The organism is Sphingomonas sp. BL-S-05 (assembly GCF_055521695.1).
In genome coordinates, this window is sequence record NZ_CM145499.1 from 283,284 (window position 1) to 305,038 (window position 21,755).

Annotated in this window: 12 protein-coding genes; 7 read left to right on the forward strand and 5 right to left on the reverse strand. The window is 64.3% G+C overall.

Annotated elements, in window-relative coordinates; genetic code table 11:
• Positions 1-591: 591 nt before the first annotated feature.
• Positions 592-10,872: a hypothetical protein gene (locus tag ACZ1JS_RS01285; protein ID WP_465167360.1), complete on the forward strand. Its 10,281-nt coding sequence runs from the start codon at positions 592-594 to the stop codon at positions 10,870-10,872.
• A gap of 63 nt (positions 10,873-10,935) precedes the next feature.
• Here the strand turns inward: ACZ1JS_RS01285 and ACZ1JS_RS01290 are convergent.
• A protein-coding gene (locus ACZ1JS_RS01290; RefSeq protein ID WP_465167361.1) for an IS5 family transposase occupies positions 10,936-11,696 on the reverse strand; the annotation gives its coding sequence in 2 pieces (ribosomal slippage) (positions 10,936-11,366 and positions 11,366-11,696; 762 coding nt in all).
• A gap of 181 nt (positions 11,697-11,877) precedes the next feature.
• On the opposite strand from ACZ1JS_RS01290, the gene ACZ1JS_RS01295 reads away from it, so the two are divergent.
• Entirely contained in the window at positions 11,878-12,147 is a 270-nt protein-coding gene (locus ACZ1JS_RS01295; protein ID WP_465167362.1) for a hypothetical protein, read from the forward strand.
• 109 nt (positions 12,148-12,256) lie between these two features.
• Here ACZ1JS_RS01295 and ACZ1JS_RS01300 read toward each other — a convergent pair whose 3' ends face one another.
• The 4 genes from ACZ1JS_RS01300 to ACZ1JS_RS01315 form a co-directional block, all read right to left on the reverse strand.
• Positions 12,257-12,550, reverse strand: a complete 294-nt coding sequence (locus tag ACZ1JS_RS01300) for a hypothetical protein (protein WP_465167363.1) — start codon at positions 12,548-12,550, stop codon at positions 12,257-12,259.
• A 34-nt stretch (positions 12,551-12,584) separates the two neighbouring features.
• The gene (locus ACZ1JS_RS01305) at positions 12,585-13,712 is read right to left on the reverse strand and encodes a DUF4062 domain-containing protein (RefSeq protein ID WP_465167364.1); all 1,128 of its coding nucleotides are present in this window, start codon (positions 13,710-13,712) and stop codon (positions 12,585-12,587) included.
• 151 nt (positions 13,713-13,863) lie between these two features.
• Positions 13,864-14,808, reverse strand: a complete 945-nt coding sequence (locus ACZ1JS_RS01310) for an NAD(P)/FAD-dependent oxidoreductase (RefSeq protein WP_465167365.1) — start codon at positions 14,806-14,808, stop codon at positions 13,864-13,866.
• Positions 14,809-14,936: 128 nt separating this feature from the next.
• Entirely contained in the window at positions 14,937-16,040 is a 1,104-nt protein-coding gene (locus ACZ1JS_RS01315) for an aldo/keto reductase (protein WP_465167366.1), read from the reverse strand.
• A gap of 95 nt (positions 16,041-16,135) precedes the next feature.
• On the opposite strand from ACZ1JS_RS01315, the gene ACZ1JS_RS01320 reads away from it, so the two are divergent.
• The 5 genes from ACZ1JS_RS01320 to ACZ1JS_RS01340 all read left to right on the forward strand — a co-directional run bounded on the left by ACZ1JS_RS01320 (position 16,136) and on the right by ACZ1JS_RS01340 (position 21,745).
• Positions 16,136-16,783 carry a LysR family transcriptional regulator gene (locus ACZ1JS_RS01320; RefSeq protein ID WP_465167367.1) on the forward strand — a complete coding sequence of 216 codons (648 nt, stop codon included), beginning with the start codon at positions 16,136-16,138 and terminating at the stop codon, positions 16,781-16,783.
• A complete protein-coding gene (locus ACZ1JS_RS01325; RefSeq protein WP_465168603.1) occupies positions 16,669-16,980 on the forward strand; it encodes a LysR substrate-binding domain-containing protein in 312 nt (103 codons plus the stop codon). Before ACZ1JS_RS01320 ends, ACZ1JS_RS01325 begins: the two co-directional genes overlap by 115 nt.
• Positions 16,981-17,267: 287 nt before the next feature.
• A complete protein-coding gene (locus tag ACZ1JS_RS01330) occupies positions 17,268-17,807 on the forward strand; it encodes an RNA polymerase sigma factor (RefSeq protein ID WP_465167368.1) in 540 nt (179 codons plus the stop codon).
• Positions 17,791-18,732: a FecR family protein gene (locus ACZ1JS_RS01335; protein WP_465167369.1), complete on the forward strand. Its 942-nt coding sequence runs from the start codon at positions 17,791-17,793 to the stop codon at positions 18,730-18,732. Before ACZ1JS_RS01330 ends, ACZ1JS_RS01335 begins: the two co-directional genes overlap by 17 nt.
• Before the next feature lie 199 nt (positions 18,733-18,931).
• Positions 18,932-21,745 (forward strand): TonB-dependent receptor, encoded by a 2,814-nt coding sequence (locus ACZ1JS_RS01340; RefSeq protein WP_465167370.1) that lies wholly within the window; start codon positions 18,932-18,934, stop codon positions 21,743-21,745.
• Positions 21,746-21,755: the final 10 nt, after the last annotated feature.

Sequence of the window (21,755 nt, forward strand, 5' to 3'; positions counted from 1 at the left end):
AGCGAACGGCAGAAACTGCGCCTACGAAATTGGGGTCGCCAACCTCTGCACCTGGTCGGCGGGACAGAAGGGAAGGGCGGCAGCTCCCGACCAACATACGCCGTTCGCTGATTTCGCGTTAAAGATCAGCTTCCGTCAAAACCAGCCGTTCCCAGCGCAAATTCGCCCGGCAACGTTGCGCCATGCCGATCGCAGACGACCGATGACAGCGATCCTGCACAACCTGTCGAGGCTACTAATTTATAGGATTCCCTGAAGTAGAGTATCCAATGGTCGCGATCACGCTGTAGCGCATTACTGAACGGCCGGCGGGCCAACCCTATATTTTTCAATATATTTCAATCATATAGCGACCAAATATTGGGATCTCGTCTTCAACATGATGTTTGCGTGAATTCGTTGTTAACTGATCCAGATTAATTCTCGGCGTGGTAAGAAGCTCGTGATGAGGTTCGTGTCGAGGATTAGCTGGTTAGCTCGTTGGCTAGGTAGAAAAGATTTCGTCCGGTCGTCGGATCGAATCAGTTCACCAAAATCGGCATCGACGCGTTTTCGTCCGGGCTTCCTGAAACACAGGGGGCATTGGGTTGCATGCGCAGAACGTTCCTTTCGTCGGCGTCGACGCTGGCAGTCGCCGTGAATGTGGTGACGATGTTGTCCACGCCGGCCCACGCACAGGACGATAAGCTCGTTGATTGGGGCGACGCCTATTATTCGACGCAACTGCGGGTCGAGGGAACCGATGGACAGGAGGGTGCCGGATCGAGATCCAGCAAGTGCCGTGGGCCTACGGCCGGCACATGGGGGTCGGACGCCAGCGGGAATATCAACTACGATCAGTCGTACGTCACACCGCACAACGACTATGTATATCGTGGTACGCTGGTGGCGGCGAGCAATAATGGTGGACGTGGCGGAACCGGCGGCGCATCGCAATCTGACAAATGCGACTATCATGGCGAAGTCGGTGGGCGCGGTGGAAACGGCCGCGACGTCAATATCACGCTGCATGACGGTAATGCCTACAAGCCGCCGAACGGATGGGAGATCGGCAACTCCGGCATCGTTGCCCGAAGCCTGGGCGGCAATGGCGGCACGGGTGGCGCTGTAAAGGAGGGAAGTGGCAGCCGTGGCGGCGAAGGCGGGTACGGCGGCGACGCCGCAGGCGTCTATATAACCAATTACGTGCCGATGAGGATCACTGGAGAAATGGCCGACACGGTCGGTCAAGCGTTCGGCATCGTGGCCCAGAGCGGCGGCGGTGCCGGTGGTGGTGGTGGTATTTTCCGTAACGCCGACGGCACGACCACGAATTCCGCCGCGGGCGGATCAGGCGGGGTTGGCGGTAACGGAAGCAACGCCTTCATCGACAATCGTGCGTTGATCAGCACGGGCGGCGGTAGCGGCATTTTCGCACAGAGCATCGGTGGATTTGGTGGTGATGCCGGGCTGAACGGCGGCGGATATGGTGGCTCGGGTGGCGGCGGCGGCAATGGCGGCTGGGCGAATGTCAGCAATTCCGCCAACATTCGGGCCGGCTATCCCAACGCACCCAACTGCACCGAAACGTTGCTGAATTATTGCAATCCCCAAGGGATGGTCGGGATAGGGGTTCAATCGGTCGGCGGCGGCGGCGGCGATGCAGGCGCCAAGCGCGGACGGCGCGTCCTGGGCAATAGCGGGGGCGCCGCCGGCAGTGGCGGCACGGCCAGTTTGGGTAACAGCGGCAATGTGTCGGTCTATGATCTGGCATCGGCCGGCCTGTACGTGCAATCGGTCGGCGGCGGCGGTGGCAAGGGGGGTATGGCCTATGCCAGCGGTGAGCATACCTCGGCGATCGGCGGCAGCGGCGGCGGCGGCGGCGATGGCGGTCGCGTCTTCCTGTACAATTCGGGAGATATCTGCACCGGGACGACGTGTGCCCTGAATACAAATGCGCTCGAAGATGTCGGAGGGAATTCCTACGGCATCTTCGCACAGTCGGTCGGCGGCGGGGGCGGTGACGGCGCGTTCGCAAAGGCGAAAGCGACCTCGCTGTTCTTCGCCAGCGCCCATGCTGTTGGAGGCGCGGGCGGCAATGGCGGCGCGGGCGGCGGCGTCGGCGTCGTGAACGCGGGATCCATCAGCACGAATGAACTGAATTCGGCCGGCATTTTCGCGCAGTCGGTGGGCGGTGGCGGCGGTTCCGGCGGTGGTGCCCTGTCGGTTGCCAAAGGTGGTTTGACGGCCATCAGCGTTTCCCATGGGGGTAGCGGCGGTAGCGGCGGGAATGGTGGCGGCGTTGGCGTCAACTGCGACAGCTACACCGATTTAAGGGGCAATGCGGTCTGCACATCGACTGCCATCGGCGCCCCCTCAACGGGTGGCGTAGCGCACGGCAAGACGATTGCAACGGCAGGCGCGGCCTCCCCCGGTATCCTTGCACAGTCGATCGGCGGCGGTGGCGGCCATGGCGGCTATGCGATCTCCCGGGCGGACTCGATAATCGCGGCTCTGAATTTGTCGTTCGGTGGTTCAGGCGGCTCGGGCGGCAAAGGCGGGGAGGTGTATGCCGCTACGAATGGCGTGAACATCTCGACGAACGGTGACGATTCCGCAGGTCTGTTTGCCCAGTCGATCGGCGGCGGCGGCGGCAGCGGCGGGTTCTCCGTCAGCGGCGCTGTCGGTGGCTTCGCGGCTATCGGCCTCACCGTCGGCGGCAAGGGCGGGGCCGGCAACGACGGTGGCGTCGTTACGGCGTTCAACAATGGCAGCACGATCACGACCGAGGGGAGGAATGCGCCCGGCATCAGCGCGCAGTCCGTCGGCGGCGGCGGCGGATCGGGTGGCATGGCGCTCGGATTGCAAGGATCGGGATATCTATCGCTCGGCCTTTCGCTCGGCGGCAATGGTGGGACGGGCGGTGATGGCAACGGCGTCTATGTCCGCAATGCGTCGTCCGCGTTCAATTCCACCTACGGCACCGGTAATATCACCACGGGCGGGTACGCCAGCAGCGCTATCGTGGCGCAGTCTATCGGTGGGGGCGGCGGAAACGGCGGTTTCGCGATGAACGGTTCGCTCGCCCTTGTGTCTACCGGCAATGCCGCCGCGCTGTCGATCGGTGGCAGCGGCGCCGCTGGTGGCTATGCGGCAGGCGTAACAGTCCACAACTACGGCGCGCTCACGACAAGGGGTGGCGGCGCGGGTGCTTTGGTCGCACAATCGATCGGCGGCGGCGGCGGTAACGGCGGGGGTGCTATATCCGGAGCGCTTAGCGGTAGTGGTGCTTTGGCTGTCGGTATCGGCGGCAGCGCCGGGGCCGGCCTTCGCGGCGGCACCGTCACGGTCGAAAACCACGGCGCCATCCAGACGCTGGCCACCACGGCGAATGCGGGTCATGCACCCGGTATTCTCGCCCAATCGCTGGGCGGCGGCGGCGGTACGGGTGGCTTTGCCGTAACGGGCGCGGGATCGTTCCTAGATGCGCTCAGCGTTTCGATCGGGGGTAGCGGTGGTCCCGGCGGTACGGCACAGACGGTCTTTGTTACGACGACGGAGGACGTTTCCACGGCGGGTGCCGTGTCATCCGGCATCGTCGCCCAGAGCATGGGCGGCAGCGGCGGCACGGGTGGCTTCACGGTTGCGGGGAGTGTTGCCGCAGGTGTTGCCGCCTCTGCTGCGATCGGTGCGGAGGGCGGGGCTGGCGGTAGAGCCGGCGACGCCATGATCGCGTTAAGCGACCGGAAGGTCGACATCACCACCAATGGATCGCAATCGACCGGATTGCTGGTTCAGTCGATCGGCGGTAGCGGCGGATCGGGCGGCTGGTCCGTGGCGGGATCCATCGCTGGAATCGCCTCGCCCTCGGTCGCTCTCGGCGGCGCTGGCGGCGGCGGTGGCGAGGCGCGCAACGTCACCATCGGCACGATGATGGGTCAGTCGATCAGCACGCTGAAGGATCAATCCTCCGGCATCGTGGCGCAGTCGATCGGTGGTGCGGGCGGTAACGGCGGCTTTACGGTCGCGGCCAGCGCCTCGCTCGTGGCGGCACCGGCCGTCTCGATCGGCGGCGGCGGCGGTACCGGTGGAAAGGCCGGCGCCGTCTACGTCAACGCCTCCGCCGACGTCGAGACGGCGGCCGAACTGTCGCACGGTATCGTCGCGCAGTCGATCGGCGGCAGCGGGGGCAATGGCGGGTCCAGCGTCTCGGCCGCGGCATCGATCGGCGTTCTCGATTCAAAGCTATCGGTCAGCGGCGCCGGGGCCAATGGCGCCAATGGCGGCAGCGGTCAGAATGCGGACACCGTGTTCGTCTCCAACCGGGGGGATATCGCCACCCACGGCAATACCTCCCTTGGCATCATCGCCCAGTCCGTCGGCGGCAGCGGCGGCAACGGCGGGTCGAGCATGGCCTTCAGCCTGGCGCTCGCCCCGAACCCGGAAACCAAGTCCGGCGCGGTTTCCGTGACCGTCGGCGGCAAGGGTGCGGCGGGCGGCACCGGGCAGCGCGTCACCGTTGCGCAATATGGCGACATCCATACGGACGGTGCTGGATCGGCCGGCATTTTGGCGCAGTCGATCGGGGGCAGCGGCGGCAATGGCGGCTCGTCCGTGTCCAAGTCGTTCTCCAAGTCGGCGGCCGTTTCGGTCGCGGTCGGCGGCGGCGGCGGTTCGGGCAATACCGCCAGCACGGTCACGGTAGGGTTCGACCCCTATCAATATGTCGCCTCTTACGCCGACCTCATCACGGCGTTGGGCGACGACATCAGCAAGGCGATCTGGCATCGCACGACCTATTTCGACCGTGCGCCGAACAAATTCAACGCGGCACAATATCTGGCGAACTACGACGATGTGAAGACGATGTTCGGGGACGACCTGAGCGCGGCGGCCCATCATTTCATCACTACCGGCTATGCCCAAGGTCGAACGGACACGGCGCTGACCGGACGCCAGGTCGTGGCGATGCCGCACACCGGCGATATCGTGACGACCGGCGATCACTCGCAGGCGATCCACGCGCAGTCGATCGGCGGCGGCGGCGGCAATGGCGGGTCGGCGCTGTCGGCTGCAACGAGCAATAAATATGCGGCTTCGGTCTCGATCGGCGGCTTTGGCGGTGGCGGCGGCAACGGCGATGCCGTGGTCGTCTTCCGCGATGGCGGCACGCTGAGCACCAGCGGCAAGATGTCGACCGCGATCTTCGCCCAGTCGGTCGGCGGAGGTGGCGGCAATGGCGGCTCGACTTCCGCCAGCGGCGCCGGTGCGGAAGGCGCATTGGAGGAGGCGGGCGCCGCGGCGTGGACAGGGCTGGTCGGCGACATGGCCGGAAAGGCCACGCTGGCGATCGCGAGCAAGCTGAGCGAAAGTTCGGGCGAAAGCAGCAAGGGTGATGCTGCCGCGGAGGAAAGTCCCGACAATGGTGCTGGGGCGGGCATCAGCATCGGCGGTGCCGGCGGCGGCGGCGGTAACGGCGGTATCGTGCATGTCGAAACCGCGGCTACGGTCCTGACCAGCGGAGCCTTGTCCAACGGCGTGTTCGCGCAGTCGATCGGCGGCGGCGGCGGCAACGGCGGTTCCGCAGTGTCCGACTCCAAGGGCGGCAACGCGGCGGCCTCGGTCAGCCTCGGTGGCACCGGCGGCGGCGGCGGAAACGGTAATACGGTCGACGTCCTGAACCATGGGTGGATCACTACGAGTGGCAGTCAAGCGACCGCCGTGTTTGCCCAGTCGGTCGGCGGCGGCGGCGGCAATGGGGGTGCCGCGCACGCAACGTCCGAATCGGGTGGTATTGCCGCCGTGTCGCTGGGCCTTGGCGGCTCGGGCGGCGGTGGCGGCACCGGCGGCGCGGTGCTGGTTCGCAACGACGGCACGATTCGGGCGACCGGCAGCAACTCGGCGGGTGTCTTCGCCCAATCGGTCGGCGGCGGCGGTGGCAATGGCGGCGCGGCATCGGCCGGCGCGGTGGCCGCGATGGCGGAGGAGGAGGAGGATAATAGCACCAGCGCCTCGACCAAGCCCGCCAGTTCGGGGCCGGGCGGTGGTCATAGCGCGGCTTCTGCTGGGAAGACCGGGCAAGGAACCGACAAGGGTGCTGGTGCCGGGGCCAGTGGGGGCTATGCGGCCGGCATCGCCATAGGCGGTGCGGGCGGCACCAGCAGCCCGGGTGGCGACGTGAAGGTTGAAAACACCGGAACGATCACGACCGGGGGCGCCAATGCGCACGCGATCTTCGCGCAGTCGATCGGCGGCGGTGGCGGCAATGGCGGGTCGACCAGTTCCGAAGCCAATGCGGGCAAGGCCAGCGTCGCGCTATCGATCGGCGGCACCGGCGCTGGTGGCGGAAACGGTGGTCAGGTCCGTGCCGGTTCGACGGGTACGCTCAGCACCTATGCGGCCAATTCCGCCGCGGTCTTCGCGCAGTCGGTCGGAGGCGGCGGCGGTACGGGCGGTTCCGCTTCCTCCAAGACTGGCGACGGCGGCGCGACGTCAGTCGCGTTGGGCCTGGGCGGTTCCGGCGAGGGCGGCGGTGATGCCGGTTGGGTCTATGTCTGTGGCACGTTCAAGGACGATGGATCGTGCGCAACCTTCCTTTCGGGCACGGTGACGACGGCGGGCGCCAACAGCCACGGTGTCTTCGCCCAATCGGTCGGCGGCGGCGGCGGATCCGGCGGGTCCGTGACGACCGCGACCACGGCGAAAACTACAGACAAGAAGGAAGGCGCGGTCGCGATGGTATCGAACGACGATTCCGGATCGGAGTCGTCGACCGAATCTGGCGTCGCGGTATCGATGGGCCTTGGCGGGAAAGGCGCGTATGGCGGTAGCAGCGGCGTGGTGCAGATCCAAAGCGCGGCGCGGGTGACGACCACGGGTGACTTCGCCACGGCGTTGTTCGGTCAGTCGATTGGCGGCGGCGGCGGCACGGGCGGCACCTCGATCAGCAACGCCAATGGCGGCACCTATGCCGTGGCGCTGGCGCTCGGCGGTTCGGGTGGACGTGGCGGCCAGGGCGGCGAGGTCTATGTGTCCGCGATGCGTGGCAGCGTTCTGACGACCTCGGGCACCATGTCGCACGGCATTTTCGCGCAATCGGTCGGCGGCGGCGGCGGCGCGGCGGGCGTGGCCAGCGCCACGGCGGCGGATGGCGGCAACGGTAGCGGATCCCTGTCGCTCAGCGGTGCGGGCGGCGGCAATCAGCACGCCCAGAAAATCCATGTCTGGAGCGATGGCAAGATCGCGACCAGTGGCGCCGGTTCCAGCGCCATCATGGCGCAGTCGATCGGCGGCGGCGGTGGCAACACCGTATCCCGACTGGCGACGATCAGCGCCGGTGATACCAGCATGTCCTTCCAGGTCGGCGCGAGCACTAGCCAGGGTAACGGCGAAGACGTCTCGGTCCGCGCGAGTTTCGACCCTGCAGTCTATACGGCGGGCTATACCGATCTGATCAACGCTTTCGGTCAGAATAATGCGGCCGCGCAGGCCCACTATGTCAACACCGCCGATATGCGGTCACCGACCGCGTTCAACGTCTCGCAATATTGGGCGAACAATGCCGACCTGCGTGCCGGCTATGGCGCCGACGTCACCGGGTTGGCCAATCACTATATCGGGGGTGGCAAGAACGAGGATCGCTCCTTGTCGGTCGGCGCTGGTTCCGTTGCCGATTACACCAACGCCGAATATGGCCGCTACAGCACCACCGGCAACCAGGCGACCGCGATCATCGCGCAGTCGATCGGTGCCGGCGGCGGTGTGGCGATCTCCGACGTTGCGCGCGGCCAAGCGGGGAATAGCGTCACCGCGCCGTTGAACCTCGGCGCGACCCATTCGAGTGCCGCCGGGCGAGGCAAGAGCGTCACGCTGATAACCGGTGATGGCACCGGCGGAACGCGGGCGACCCTGACCACCACCGGCGTCAACAGCAGCGGCATCATCGCGCAGTCGATCGGTGGCGGGGGCGGTATCGCGTCCTTCCATATCGACAACGTCGCCGCCGAAGGATCGATCAACGCGCCCGTCACGCTCGGAAGCAGGGCCCTTGGCCATAATGATGCCGGTACGGTCGATATGATCATCGGGTCGACGACGATCGATCTGGCCGGGGGCAACAGCTATGGCCTGGTCGCGCAATCGATCGGCGGCGGCGGTGGCGTCGCGACGTTCGCGGCCGGCAGCACGAGTAATAGCGCATCGGGCAGCGCCCAGTTGGGGCAGTATGACGGCGACGCATATTCCAGCACGTCCAGCACGGTGAACGTCGCCTCGCACGCGAACGTCACCGTGCATGGCCAGCAATCCGCCGGTATCGTTGCCCAAAGCATCAGCGCCGGTGGCGGGTTGGCCAGCATGCTGACCACGAACAACGCGACCTTTAACGATAGGGTACAGCTCGGTTATAGGTACGGGTCCGGGGGACAGAGCTCGAGCTTGGTCAACGTCAGCAACTACGGCACGATCACGACGTCGGCGCTCTACTCGCCGGGACTGGTGGCGCAGAGTGTCTCGGGTGGCGGCGGACTGTCTCTGACGCGGCACAGCGAGGCCGCACTGGGCGGCGGTGTCGTGGGCTTCAGCAGCGGAGTAACGATCAACAACGCTTCTGCGATCGTCACCAACGCCGACGCGTCGCCTGGGATCGTAGCGCAGAGCGTTGCAGGGGGCGGCGGCTTCGCCATCGCGGTCGACAGTGCGACATTGGGCGGCGGTGGCGTGGCTAGCGTCGGGAGTGCCGGCAGAACGAATAACACGAGATCTGGAGGCAGCCAGCCCGGTGCAGATGCCGGAACCGTCAACGTGACCAGCGATGCCGCGATCGAAACCCATGGTAGGAACTCGCCTGGCATCATCGCGCAGAGTGTCGGCGGCGGTGGCGGCGTCGTCCTGTCGAACAGTGGCTCCGTTTCGACGAGCTTTGTCCGTGGATCGGGTAGCTCGTCCGACGTGACCGTCACGATCAACAACAGCGTCACGACCTCCGGCGATTACTCGCATGGCGTGATCGCCCAGTCCATCCGTGGCGGCGGCGGTGTCGTACTTGGCGGCACGACCAGTGCCGTCCAGGACGCCGGAGGCGATGGCCGTTCGGGTATCGTCTACGTCACCGGTAACGCCAACGTGCATGTCAGCGGAACTGGATCGAGCGCAATCGTCGCCATGTCCTCGAACGATCCGGTCATCGACATCGCCGAAGGTGTCCAGATCACCGGTGGCGTCGGCGGGTCCGCGCTGCTGCTCGACAGCCCGATCAGCCAGATCACCAATGCCGGCACATTGTCGACGATGGATGGGGCCGCTGGCCGGACCGTCCACACCCTTTCGGGTGACACGACCTTCACCAACAAGGGTACGCTGATCGGATCGGTGAAGCTGGCCCAGGGCGGTACGAACGTGCTGCACAATCTGGAAGGAGCCATCATCAACGCCGGCGCGTCGCTCGACCTCGGCGGCGGCACGCTCAACAACGCGGGCGTGCTGGCCAATGCGGGCAACCTGGGCAAGGTCACGATCAACGGGTCGCTGATCCAGTCCGAGGGTGCGTCGCTGCTGGTCCGCCTCGATCAGGCGACCGGCGCGGCCGACAGTTTCGAGGTGACGGGCACCGGCAAGCTGGCCGGCACGTTGCGCCCGACGCTGCTCAATCTCGGCGCGATCAAGCCCGGTACGATCCTGAAGACCATCATCAGCGCGGCGGGTGATCTCGACGTGTCGGGGCTGAAGGTCGAAAGCAGCGTCATTCTGAGCCACGCATTGAGCGTCCGGAACGGTCAGGTGTCGCTGGCATCGACGGTCGATTTCGCGCCAGCCGCGCTTTCCGAAAGCGGCAAGGTGATCGGCAAGGTCATCGCCCACGCCCAATCCGGTGGCGTGACGCACTTCCATAACGTCGTTCCGACCTTGCTGGCGATGAAGGACCGCATTGATCTGGACCAGGCCTATTACAATCTCAGCGGTGCAGCCACCTCCGCGATGTCCACGGTCGGCACGCAGATGTCCACCGCCTTCATGGCGACGCTGGTCCGTGCGCCGGGCGGCATCAATGATGGCAGGGATTGGAACCTGTGGGGACAAGGGCTAACCGGATCGATCGAGACCGCCAACCCGAATGTCGGTATGGGGCATTTGTCGGCCCATATGCGTGGCCTCGCCATGGGTATCGATCACCGCTTCGATGCGAACACCACTTTTGGCATGGCAATGAGCCTCGGAGCGAGCGGCTTCGCGACGGCCAACGGGGTCAATGGCAAGGCCGACGTGTACCAGTTCGGGGCGTATGCTCTCCGGCGTTTCGATGCGGCCTATGTCGCGGGTACCTTGTCCGCCGGTCGCCACGATATCGTGCTCGGTCGGGTCCTGCCGCTGGCTGGCGGTAGCTATATCGGCAGCCTGCGCGCCCGAAACTATGGCGGACGGCTGGAAGCCGGGTATCGTCTGTCGATGCGGAGCGCAGGGATCACGCCCTACGCCGCCGCGCAGGTGCAGGACTTTGTTACGCCGGCCTATTCGGAACGGGCCAGCGCGCAATCGCCAGCCATTCTCGCCCTTAGCTTCGACAAACGGTCGACCTGGGACAAGCGGTTCGAACTTGGCTCGGCATTCGACAACAGCTTTGCGCTTGGTCGCGAGGGCCAGTTGGCTCTGCGGATGACCGCCGCGTGGGTTCATCGGGCATCGTCCAATCCTGATGTAGCGGCAAGGTTCCAGGCGGATCAGACGGACGGCTTCCATGTCGCCGGCGCGGCACCGGTGGCGGATCTTGGCCAACTGTCCGCGAATGCTGAGCTGCGGTTGACGCCCAACCTTTCCTTGGGGATGCGCGTCGAAAGCGAAATGTCAGCTCGAACCGACGTTCACAGCGGCACTGCCCGCCTGAGCTATCGCTGGTGAGTCGTAGGGGAGCATCTGCGGACAGATGCTCCCCCCCCCCCCCGCTTTAGGAGTTGTGGACACTTACCGCAGCCATAGGATGGTGGCGGCGAGAGTGACGATGGCAAGGTAGTTTCGGGCGGTTTTCTCGAAGCGGGTGGCGACGCGGCGGAACTGCTTCAATCGGGAGAAGCAGCATTCGACGAGGTGGCGCTCGCGGTAGAGGTGCCGGTCGAAAGGGTATTTGCTGGCACGCTGGGGCGTGTTGGGGATTACGGCGGTGGCGCCTTTGTCGGCAATGACCTGGCGGAAGTGCGCGGCATCGTAGGCACCATCGGCCAGCACGACCTGCGCCGACAGCCCGGCGATGAGCGGCGCGGCCTGCGGCACGTCGCCACGGTGACCGGCGGTGAGCCGGAAGGCGACGGGGTTGCCAAGCCCGCGCACAGCCATGTGGATCTTTGTGCTCAGGCCGCCGCGAGAACGGCCGAGCGCCTGATCTTCAGCCCCCTTTTAGCGCCCGACGCATGCTGGTGGGCGCGAATGATAGTGCTGTCGACGATCAGGTATTCGAAGTCGCTGTCATCGGCCATGGCGGCGAAGATGCGGTGCCAGATGCCCTTGGCGCTCCAACGGCTGAACCGGCGGAACGCGCTGTTCCACGGGCCGAACACGTCCGGCAGATCGCGCCAGGGCGAACCCGTCCGCACGATCCACAGCACCGCTTCCACGAACATCCGGTTGTCCCGCCCCGATGAACCGCGCGTCCGCTCGTCGCCGATAATGTGGCGCGACATCCGTTCCCACTGCTCATCACCCAAGATCAGACGATCCAGCACGCCCATGATTGCATCCCATAGAAAGCAACCTTGAATCAGATCACATCAGCCTTGGGAATCCTAAGAGTCCACGGCTCCTAGGCTTCAACCGCAAAACATCTTCGACTGGTCACTTACAAGACGGCCATAATCCTGCGGAAGACGAAAGATATATGAGGGGGAGGTCGGAGCATTCGACAGGACTCGAATGCTGTGGCCTCTGCCTTCTGAGGGCAAAGCTGAATGTGAGCAAAAGGCACGGCTGCTTCTGCCGTTCTTTCACATAAATCCCGACATACCGCTGACAACCCAGCAGCAACCACAGTTCTTGTCGAGCGGATCGTTCGGCACGCGTCCGGTTCCGGTGATGGACCTGCCGTTGAAGCCGTCGTGTGGGAACGGCGGCTTCGTCCCATTTTTCGCCGTTCCGCATCCTCGACACGTCGCTTACGGCGAGCAGATCAGTCTAAATGAATGAATGACCGAAGCTGGGAAGCGAGTAGAGTGGCCTGAACGTCCACTTGTGGGTCTCAACAATGCCTGTACGAGCCATCGTAACAAATCCCGCTTCGTCCGGCCCTTCCTAATCAGTCGAGCTTTCCGAAGCGCGGCATCAAGGGGCTGATCCTTCGTGCCAAAACCTTCAGGCGGGTCGGCTCGCGCGGAGGCTTCGGCGATCGGCCGATCTTGTACGCCGCCTCGCCTGCTGCGGTGATGCGGTAGCCCATTTGTCGGCCGACCGCGCCTTCGGGAACCTCCTCTATCCAGCCTGCCGCAAGCATTCCCGTTATGGTTCCTTCTCCGGCAGGGTGGAGACCACCCCGACTTTCTACCAGCCCTCCTGAAAGCGTGCGCAGGGCGTCGAATTCACGCTTAGTCAAGTCGCCTGTTGCAGCTTTTCTCGCCAGCGGCCTGCTAGCTTGCCATCGGGAACTGACGCCGGAGCGGAACGAGGATGTCTTCTATGAGAGCAGTACGATCGAGGCCGAGCGCTGCTCGACGGATCGTAAGGATGATCGGTGGGCGTTCCCTCATGCCACCATGCCCCATCTGGACTGAGTTAGGGTTCGACGCATGCTGGGCGCGCGTTCGCCATCCGCGGTGTTCAACACCCGACAGGCGGACCATTACGATAAGATGCGTTAGCCGCTGCGTGCGGTCGACGCGATCAATGACACCCGCCGCAAAGTCGAGCGCAGTACCGAGCTGCTCTTGCACCACCTCCTCGACGATGAGCATGCCGCTCATTGCATCGAAGCTTCGCCCAAGAGGACGCGGTTCGTCCAGCGGCAGTCGCAGCGAAACTGAACCCTGCTCGGTAAGGCGAATGGATGCTCCACGTTCCTGACGCAAAACGAGGTCAGAGCCGTCAAGTCCGCTGGCGGTGCCGAGCGTCCGGTCGAACAGCCGGCTATCGCCGTAGAGTGCAGACTGCTCTAGCTGCTCGGCAAGAGCGCCCGCCTCAAGTTCTGCTGGCCGCAGGATGCGTTGGCGCGGACCGCCGACCACAACGAGGTCGAGCATTGCCGACGTCACTTGGTTCCTATTATCCGGCTCGAGCATGGCGGTGGCGCGCACAGACATCTCCCGCTCGTCGACGGGAGCGGTAGCGTTCGCTAAGGTCACATCGTGTAGCGCGCGTGTCACCCCGTCTTGCAAGTCGTCCACTTCAACGAAGCCACCGCGAAACAGTCCGCCTTCCCAAGCCTGAACTTCGGCGATGAAAGCGGCCTGCTCTGGCCCGGGAGAAATGCCTTGCTGCACAAACGCGAGGACTGGCTTCGTCTCCCGCGCTTCTCGATATTCCTGGTGTGTTGCAGAAAGGGATGAGCCCGAAGGCACAAAGCCGTAGTTCTCGCCAAGGATCAGGACGACGATGTCCGATCCGCGCAACCCGTGAAGACAGGCGATCTGGGGAGAGCTTGGCTGGGCACCGAAGTCCTCGGCCATGACCGGATCGTGGCGCAGGGTAATTACTGCGCGACGAGCTGCCGCGCGCTGGGGCTCGAAGCCTGAAATTAGCGAGCTGATGAAGATCCGCATGAACTGAGATTAGGCGGCCATAACCGATTGTCCATGATGGATTTTGCTGTGGCGCATCGTCCGTCAAAGATGCGGATCAACTTATCTGAACGAGCGTCCGAAAATTGGGTTTGCCGCGCTCGCGCTGAGCGGCGGGTTCTGGGTCTCAGAATCAGAGATGCTGTTTGGAAACAGCCCGATTTGTCGATCCGACGAACTCCGCGAGATGCTGTCCCGACAGCCAAACAGCTTCGATCCGCGGTCCGAGAAGCCAGTCGCCGCAGGCGCCTAGCCGAATATCAGCGTTCCAGATCGCGCGGTGGTTCAACGCGTCGACCTTCGCATACCGCCAGCGATGGATGCTGGTCGTGACGACGGCAGCCGACCCGGCGCCGATATGGTTCGCGAACGCCGCGAGAAGCGCGCGTTGCACCATCTCTGGATCGTCCTCAAGATGCGCGCGCGACCAATCCGCACTGGCCTGGAGGACCCAGGCCTCCGGTCCAGTCCGGGCTGGCTTGGCCGAGTTGCGAACGGCGGATCCGATGATGCCGAGATCCGTGAGCCGATCGCGATCGATCGGTACGGGGCCATCGAATGCTGCCATGACGGTCCAGCACGGATCGGACACCGCGGAACGGGCTGCGTCGGCCAGCGTGACATCGTGGGCGACGACCAGGTGCGCGACCTGTTCGGCCGGCACCGCGACGATCGCCGCGTCGAACCGTTCGTTACCGATCCGCCATTCGCCGTCATGGGTCAGGGTGTCGATGGCCGTGTTCCAGCGGACGTCACCGCCACTCGCCATCGAGCGGATCGGCGCGTTCATCGCCGGTGTCCCGACCCATGCATCCGGGCCGGCGGGCGACCAGCGCACGACATGGCCGTCTTGCGCCCATCGCTCGACCTGCGCGACGAACGCGGGGTCGCGTGCCGTCAGATATTGCGCGCCGTGATCGAACGCGGCTTCCCCCAGCGGGGTGTCGATGCGGCGGGTCGACATGCGGCCACCCGGTCCGCGCCCCTTGTCGAACACGATGATGTTGTGACCCTGATGACGAAGCGTCTGCGCACACGAAAGGCCCGCCATTCCCGCCCCGATGATTCCGATCCGCATGGCTATCCCCGTGCCGGCGTTCGGCAAACGAACATGCTGCCGACCTGGCAGCTTCGAACGCGGAGTTTGTCGATTGGAGCCGACCACGCGCAGATTTCGTCTTTGGCGAGCGGCCCCAGGTTGACGGTTCAGCTTCGAACGTCTCCGCCGCCGAAGACGACCTGGTTGCGCATGGCGGGGGCGAACAGGCCGTATAGAAACGAAAGGTTGCCACCGCTCACCGCATCGAGCGCCGCATGGTGATCGGGCGACAGGGTAAGGCCGAGAGCGGCGACATTGTCGGTTACCTGCTCCGCTCGACTCACGCCCATCAGCGTCGATGTGACGCCAGGCTGCCCGACCACCCACGATAGCGCGACGCGCGCCGGCGTCTCGTCAACCTCCGCGGCCACGCGTTTCAGTTCGTCAAGGATCTGCCAGTTGCGCTCGGTGAACAGCGTGTCGCCGAACGGATTGTCGCCATCGAGCCGCTTATCGTCGGCGGGCCGCGCCGTGTCGTCCTGCCCGGCTTGGTTGGGGACGCCACCCGCGCGCTTCGGGCCTGCCTCGACGGTCGCGCGATCGTATTTGCCGGTGAGCAGGCCATAGGCAAGGGGGCTCCAAGGCACGATACCCATGCCCGCCGACCGCGCGAGCGGCAGATGCTCAGCTTCGACCCCGCGTTCGATTAGCGAATAGAAATATTGCAGGCCGATCGGCGCCGGATCGCCCTGGACCCGCGCCAGCGTCGCGAGTTCGGCGACGTACCACGCCGGGGTGTTGGATATGCCCCAGTAGCGGATCTTGCCCGATGCGACGAGCGCCGTCATCGTCCGCAACAGTTCCTCGGGCGGCGTGATGCCGTCCCAGACATGTACCCAGTACAGGTCGATGAAGTCTGTCCGGAGTCGGCGGAGCGATCCTTCGACGGACGCCAATATGTGGCGCGCGCCATTACCGCCTGCATGATAGCCGCGACCGGTCGCAAACCCCGATTTCGTCGCGATCACCAGCCGATCGCGCGACGATTGCGCGGCGACAAAACTACCGATCATCTCCTCCGATCGCCCGCCTGCATAGACGTCGGCGGTGTCGATGAAATTGCCGCCAAGATTGGTGTAGCGATCGAACACCTCGCGGCTTCCACTCTCGTCCAACCCCCATCGCGGCGTGCCGAAGGTCATCGTACCGAGTGCCAGCTGGCTGACGAGAAGGCCGGAGCGGCCGAGCGAGCGATAGGTGTCGAGTTTCATGATCGCATCCTGCAGTGTGTCGTCTCCAGATGGACGCCGGACGGCGCGAGGATTAGATTATCTAGGGCGCATGGGTTGCTGAAGGATGTTCAGGAATGGATCGCGATCTCTGGTCCGGTCTTGCGGTGTTCGAGACGATCGTCGAGGCTGGCAGCTTCGCGCGAGCGGCGACGCGTCTTGGATTGTCCGCCTCGGCTTTGAGCCATGCGATGCGGTCGCTCGAAACGAAACTGGGCGTCCGGCTGCTCGACCGTACCACCCGGTCGCTGGCGCCGACGCTTGCCGGTGAGGAACTGCTGGCGCGGTTGAGACCGGCGATCGCTTCGGTCGCGGGCGCGCTGGCCGACCTGGATAACGCCCGCGAACGACCGGCGGGGCGGATCCGGGTCAGCGCGCACCGGGTCGCGGCGCTCTACGCCATCTTGCCGCGGCTGGCCGACTTTGCGCGCGCCTATCCCGACATCGCCGTTGAACTGGTAGTGGATGACGGGTTCGTCGACATCGTCTCGGACCGTCTCGACTGCGGGGTCCGGCACGCGCAGACGCTGCAGGCCGACATGATATCGGTGCGGATCAGCGCGACCGTCCCGCACCCGCCGATCCCGACGATCTCGTCGCGCATCGGTGCCTGTGTTACCGGTACACGTCGTCCGGCGTCGTACACCGGTGGGAATTCGAGCGCGATGGCCGCACGGTGGAACGCTCGGTCCGCGGCGACTTCATCACCAATGATATCGACGTGATGCGCGACGCCGCGGTGGCAGGGCTAGGAGTGACTTGCCTTCCGCTGCCGCACGCTGCACAGGCACTGGCAGACGGCACGCTGGTCGAAGTGCTCGCCGGCTGGGCGCCTATATTGGCGCCGAACCACCTTTATTATCCGAGCCGCCGCCAACCGACTGCTGCTTTCCAGGCGTTCGTGGCGGCGATGCGCGTCTGATCGCGAGCGTGCCTAGAGCGATTTTCGGCCTTTCTGAATCGTCGAGGATACACACGGGCGCGGCTTTCTGATTCAGGCTCGGAGCCGGGTCAGGATGTCGGCACATACGCCGCGAGTGCTGTCACAGGACCTTCGGGAGCGGGTGCCTGTTGCGACCAGCTGCACAGATTTGACAGAGCAGGCTTACCCGATTGCTCGACGGCAGCATAATCTCGTCGTCCTTGAAGGAAAACATTGGCTCGGCGCTCATATAGCCGGAAGGGAGAGACGAGACGGAACGCGTAGCATTGGCGCAGTGGGTTGGACGTGAAATCCTGCCGCATGAGCGAGACCTTCGGGTCTGGCTGCGGTCGCGGGTGTTCGCCACCGACGATGCGGAGGACATCGTGCAGGAATGCTATTGCCAGTTGGCGAAATTGCAGGACGTGTCGCATATCCTCGCACCGCGAGCCTATCTGTTCACGATGGCGCGCCACCTGCTGCATCGTCAGCGTCGTCAGGCGCGTATCGTCCGTTTCGAGCCGCTGCCGGAAGATGCCGACGCAGAACCGGTCAGCGATGCGGCCTCTCCCGAACGTGCGGTCGCTGCTCGGCAGGAACTCGAACGGGTCCGCGCTGCGCTGGCAACGCTTTCCGAGCGGGCGCAGCGCATCTTCATTATGCGCAAGGTCGAGGGGCTGAGCCAGAAGGCCATTGCCGAGACACTGGGCGTATCCGAAGCGGTCGTGGAAAACGACGCCAGTCGCGGATTGCGTGCGATACTGAAACATCTGGGCGGAGTGCCCGATATGAACCTTCCGGAGCCAGTCCATGTTCGACGCCGCTGAGGACGAGGCGGTCCGGTGGGCGCTGCGCCACCCGTTGGGCCCGGACGAGGAAGACGCCCTGCAACGCTGGCTGGCGCTCGACCCTCGTCATCCGGGGCAGTTGCTGCGAGCGATGGCCGCGCTCGCTACTGTCGATCGCGCTCTAGTTCCGGCTGATGTCGAAAAGAGTCACGGCGACGCCCGGTTCAGCCGTCGCCGTCTGTTCGTCGGGGCGGGAGGCGCGATCGCCGCGACGGCAGTCGGTACGATCGGCTGGTCGATCCTGTCGGGCGAGCAGGTGACGACGCGCCGTGGCGAAATTCGCCGATTGCCGCTTCGCGACGGATCGGTCGCGACGATCAACACGGAAAGCGAATTGCGTGTCATCTTCGGACAGGCCGATCGCAGGATCGTGCTGGATCGGGGCGAGGCATGGTTTCAGGTTGCCAAGGACCGCAAGCGCCCCTTCGTCGTCGACGCCGGCATCGCGCAGGCCCGAGCGGTCGGTACCGCCTTTTCCGTCGAGCGCGAGGATGATGGTGTCCGCATCCATGTGACGGAGGGCGTCGTCGCGGCGTGGGCCGCCAGTGCCAGCGGCGCGGTCACTCTGTTGAAAGCGGGACAACAGGCCTATTTCCCGGACGCTGCATCACCGCCGACAGTGTCGACGGCGCCGGCTGCAGTCGAGCGGACACTGGCATGGCGTAACGGCGAGATCGCGCTGGAGAATGAAACGCTGGCGCATGCCGTAACGCAGTTCAACCGCTACAATCGCCAGCAACTCGTGATCGACGATCCCACGCTTGGCGAAGAACGGTTGGTCGGCCTGTTCCAGATCGACAAGCCGGCCGACTTCGCTGCCACTCTCGCTGCTTCGCACGATGTTTCCGTCACGGTTACCAGCGGCAGCATTTCGCTGCGGCGTAGAATTCGCGAGCGGGACTGACGGAAAGCGGCCACGGCCGCCTCTTATCTATCGAACGCCGAAAATGGCGTCATGGGGGAGGACAGGGATGGGTAAGGCGCGATTCCGGCAATGGGCAAGCGGTGCGGCGATCGTCGCAAGCATCGGAGGCGCCGGCTCCGCCATAGCACAGACCCGTCGGTTTGACGTGCCGGCACAATCCGCCAGCTCAGGCATCCCGATGTTTGCTCATCAGGCGGGCATCCAGATATTGGTCGGCGCGCCAGCGGTCGAGAGGCTGCGGACCAATCGTGTGCAAGGCACGATGGAAGTCGATACTGCGCTGCGCACCTTGCTGGCCGGGACCGACCTGGTGCCGGCACGCGTGGGTAACGCGGTGGTATTGCGGCGGCGCGAACCTGTGTCGATAACGTCGACCACGGCGTCTTTCGCGCCTCTTCAGGACGGATCGGCGCCTGCCGGCGGCGCTGGCTTCGTACCTGACGAGCCTCCGGCGGAAGATATCGTCGTCACGGGGATTCGCCAGTCCGTGCAGGAATCGATCAACGTCAAGCGGTCGTCGGCGTCGATCGTCGACGTCATTAGTGCGCAGGATATCGGGAAATTGCCCGATCAGAATGTCGCTGAAAGCCTGAGCCGCGTGACGGGGGTCCAGATCGGCCGCCGCGAGGGGGACGGGTCGACCTTCACGGTGCGCGGCATTTCGCAGAACCGATTGGAAATCAACGGCCGGACCTTCATCGGGCCGAGCAATGGTGGCGGTGCCGCCCTGGAGGCGATCAGTCCCGAAATCCTGTCGAGCATCATCGTCACGAAATCGCCTACGGCGGATATGCCGGAAGGAGCCTTGGGCGCGACAGTCAACCTGCGGACCAAGCGGCCGTTGGCGCTGAAGGATTTCGTTGCCGCCGGCCGCATCCAAGGCGCCTATGCCGATCAGGCGAACCATGTCGGCTATCGGACCTCCGGACTGATTTCCAAGAATTTCGGTGACCGGTTCGGCGTTCTGGCCAGTGTTGCCTATCAGGATACCAAGACGCTTGGCTATTCGTTCGAATCTGGTGGGTGGACGCGGACCAACGCCATCGACGGGAATGGCGACGGCATCGATGATGCCAATATGTTTCGTCCAAATCGGCTGATGGCGCGGATCTACGACCGGGCGGAGCAACGGCTGACCGTCAATGGCACGATGCAGTTCAAACCGACCGACAATCTCGAACTCATCCTCGACGGTACGTTCAATCATCTCAAGCGGCAGCGCAATTCGGTTAATTACCAGATACTGCTCAACAACAACGACGTCGGTGCAGTCGCGAACCAAAACGGGACGGTCGTGGCTGGCACCTTCCGCGGCGTTACGCTTCGTCCATTAATCTACGACGAGCCGACGGACCTTAAGTCCACAACCCTGGGTATGTCCGGCAAATGGGAGGAAGGGCGCGGTCAGGTCACCTTCGACCTGTCGTACAGCAAGGGACAGGGGAGCGACGGCTTTCCGGGCGCGTCGTTCACCTATGTCATCGTACCGCGCGCGGGGCGGACCGTCGACGCCAGCTACGATTTCCGGCCGGGGAACGCCTTTCCCAACCTGTCGCTCACATCCAACTTCAACCGGGACGATCCGACCAACTATCAGTTGCTGTCGGTGTTCGACGCGGACACCAACACCAGCAATGTCGGCTATGAAGGGCGTGTCGACTGGACCTACAGGACGGATTGGGGGCCGCTCTCCTCGGTGCAAGCGGGTTTCCGCTACGAAAAGGTCGACCTGTTCACCGCCGATCCGCAGAACCTCCCGGTCGCGGCAGCGTTGCTGGGCAGGGGCGATCGCAATGGCGACGGGATCATCACGATCGATGAACTGGGCGGCGTCACCTATGACCAGCGTTACGGTACCTTCTATCCCGGGGTGCCCGGCGAATTCCCCCGCAACCTGCTGGGCGGCAGCATAGACAAGAACGCGGCACGCACTTCGCTCGGACTGGTTCAGCCGACACCCTTCGGGTCGGGGATCACCGTGGGTCCGACGTCGGTCAAGGACGTGACTCAGGACACACTGGGTTTCTATGGCAAGGTCAACGGCGAAACCGAGTTCGGCGGTGTCGTCGTTACCGGCAATGCCGGTCTGCGCTACATAACGACGCTGCGAGAATCGACCGGATACCTCTCGGCAACGCAAAGAAATCCGTCGAAGGCCGAGTTCAACTATCTCCTTCCCAGTGCCAATATGGCGGTCGACCTGACCAACGACCTGACGCTCCGCCTTGCCGCCGCAAAGGTGGTCGCCCGTCCGAGCCTGGGCGAAGTAAGCACCAGCTTTGTGCCGAATACCGTGGCCTTCACCGGATCACGCGGTAACCCTAGCCTGCGCCCGTTCGAAGCGACGCAATATGATGCGACACTGGAATGGTATTTTGCCCCGGCTAGTTCGATTACCGGCGCAATCTTTCGGAAGAACGTCAATTCCTTCACGGTCGTAACGGTGACCCGCGAGTTCGTGCCTGGCTTTTCCGAACGCTTCGGTCTGTTCGATATCAGCCAGCCGACCAACGGCGCGAACGGCACGATCCAAGGGTTCGAACTCGCGTACCAGCACGCGCTACGCTTTCTGCCTGGCATCCTGCGCAACTTGGGCGTGCAGGCGAACTACACCTTCGTCGACAGCAGCACGCCGTTGGTCGACTCGATTACCGGCGCACGCCTGCCGCTGCCCGGCCTGTCGCGCGACAGCTACACGCTGATCGGCTATTATGAGGACAAGGGCGTGTCGTTGCGCGCCGCCTATACCTATCGCAGCGCATTCCTGAGCACGGTGCAATCGGCGGCCAGCGGCGGCAACGCCTATTCGATCGGGCGTGGCCAGCTCGATGCCTCGGCGCAGATCAACCTAACCCGCAACGTACGCCTGACGGTCGATGCGATCAACCTGACCAGGGAGATCGCCGGCCAGTATCTACAGACACCCGAACGGCTTTCGCTCACGACCCGCGAGGATCGCCGCATCTTCTTCGGCATTGCCGCCGCCTTTTGACGTCCACCGA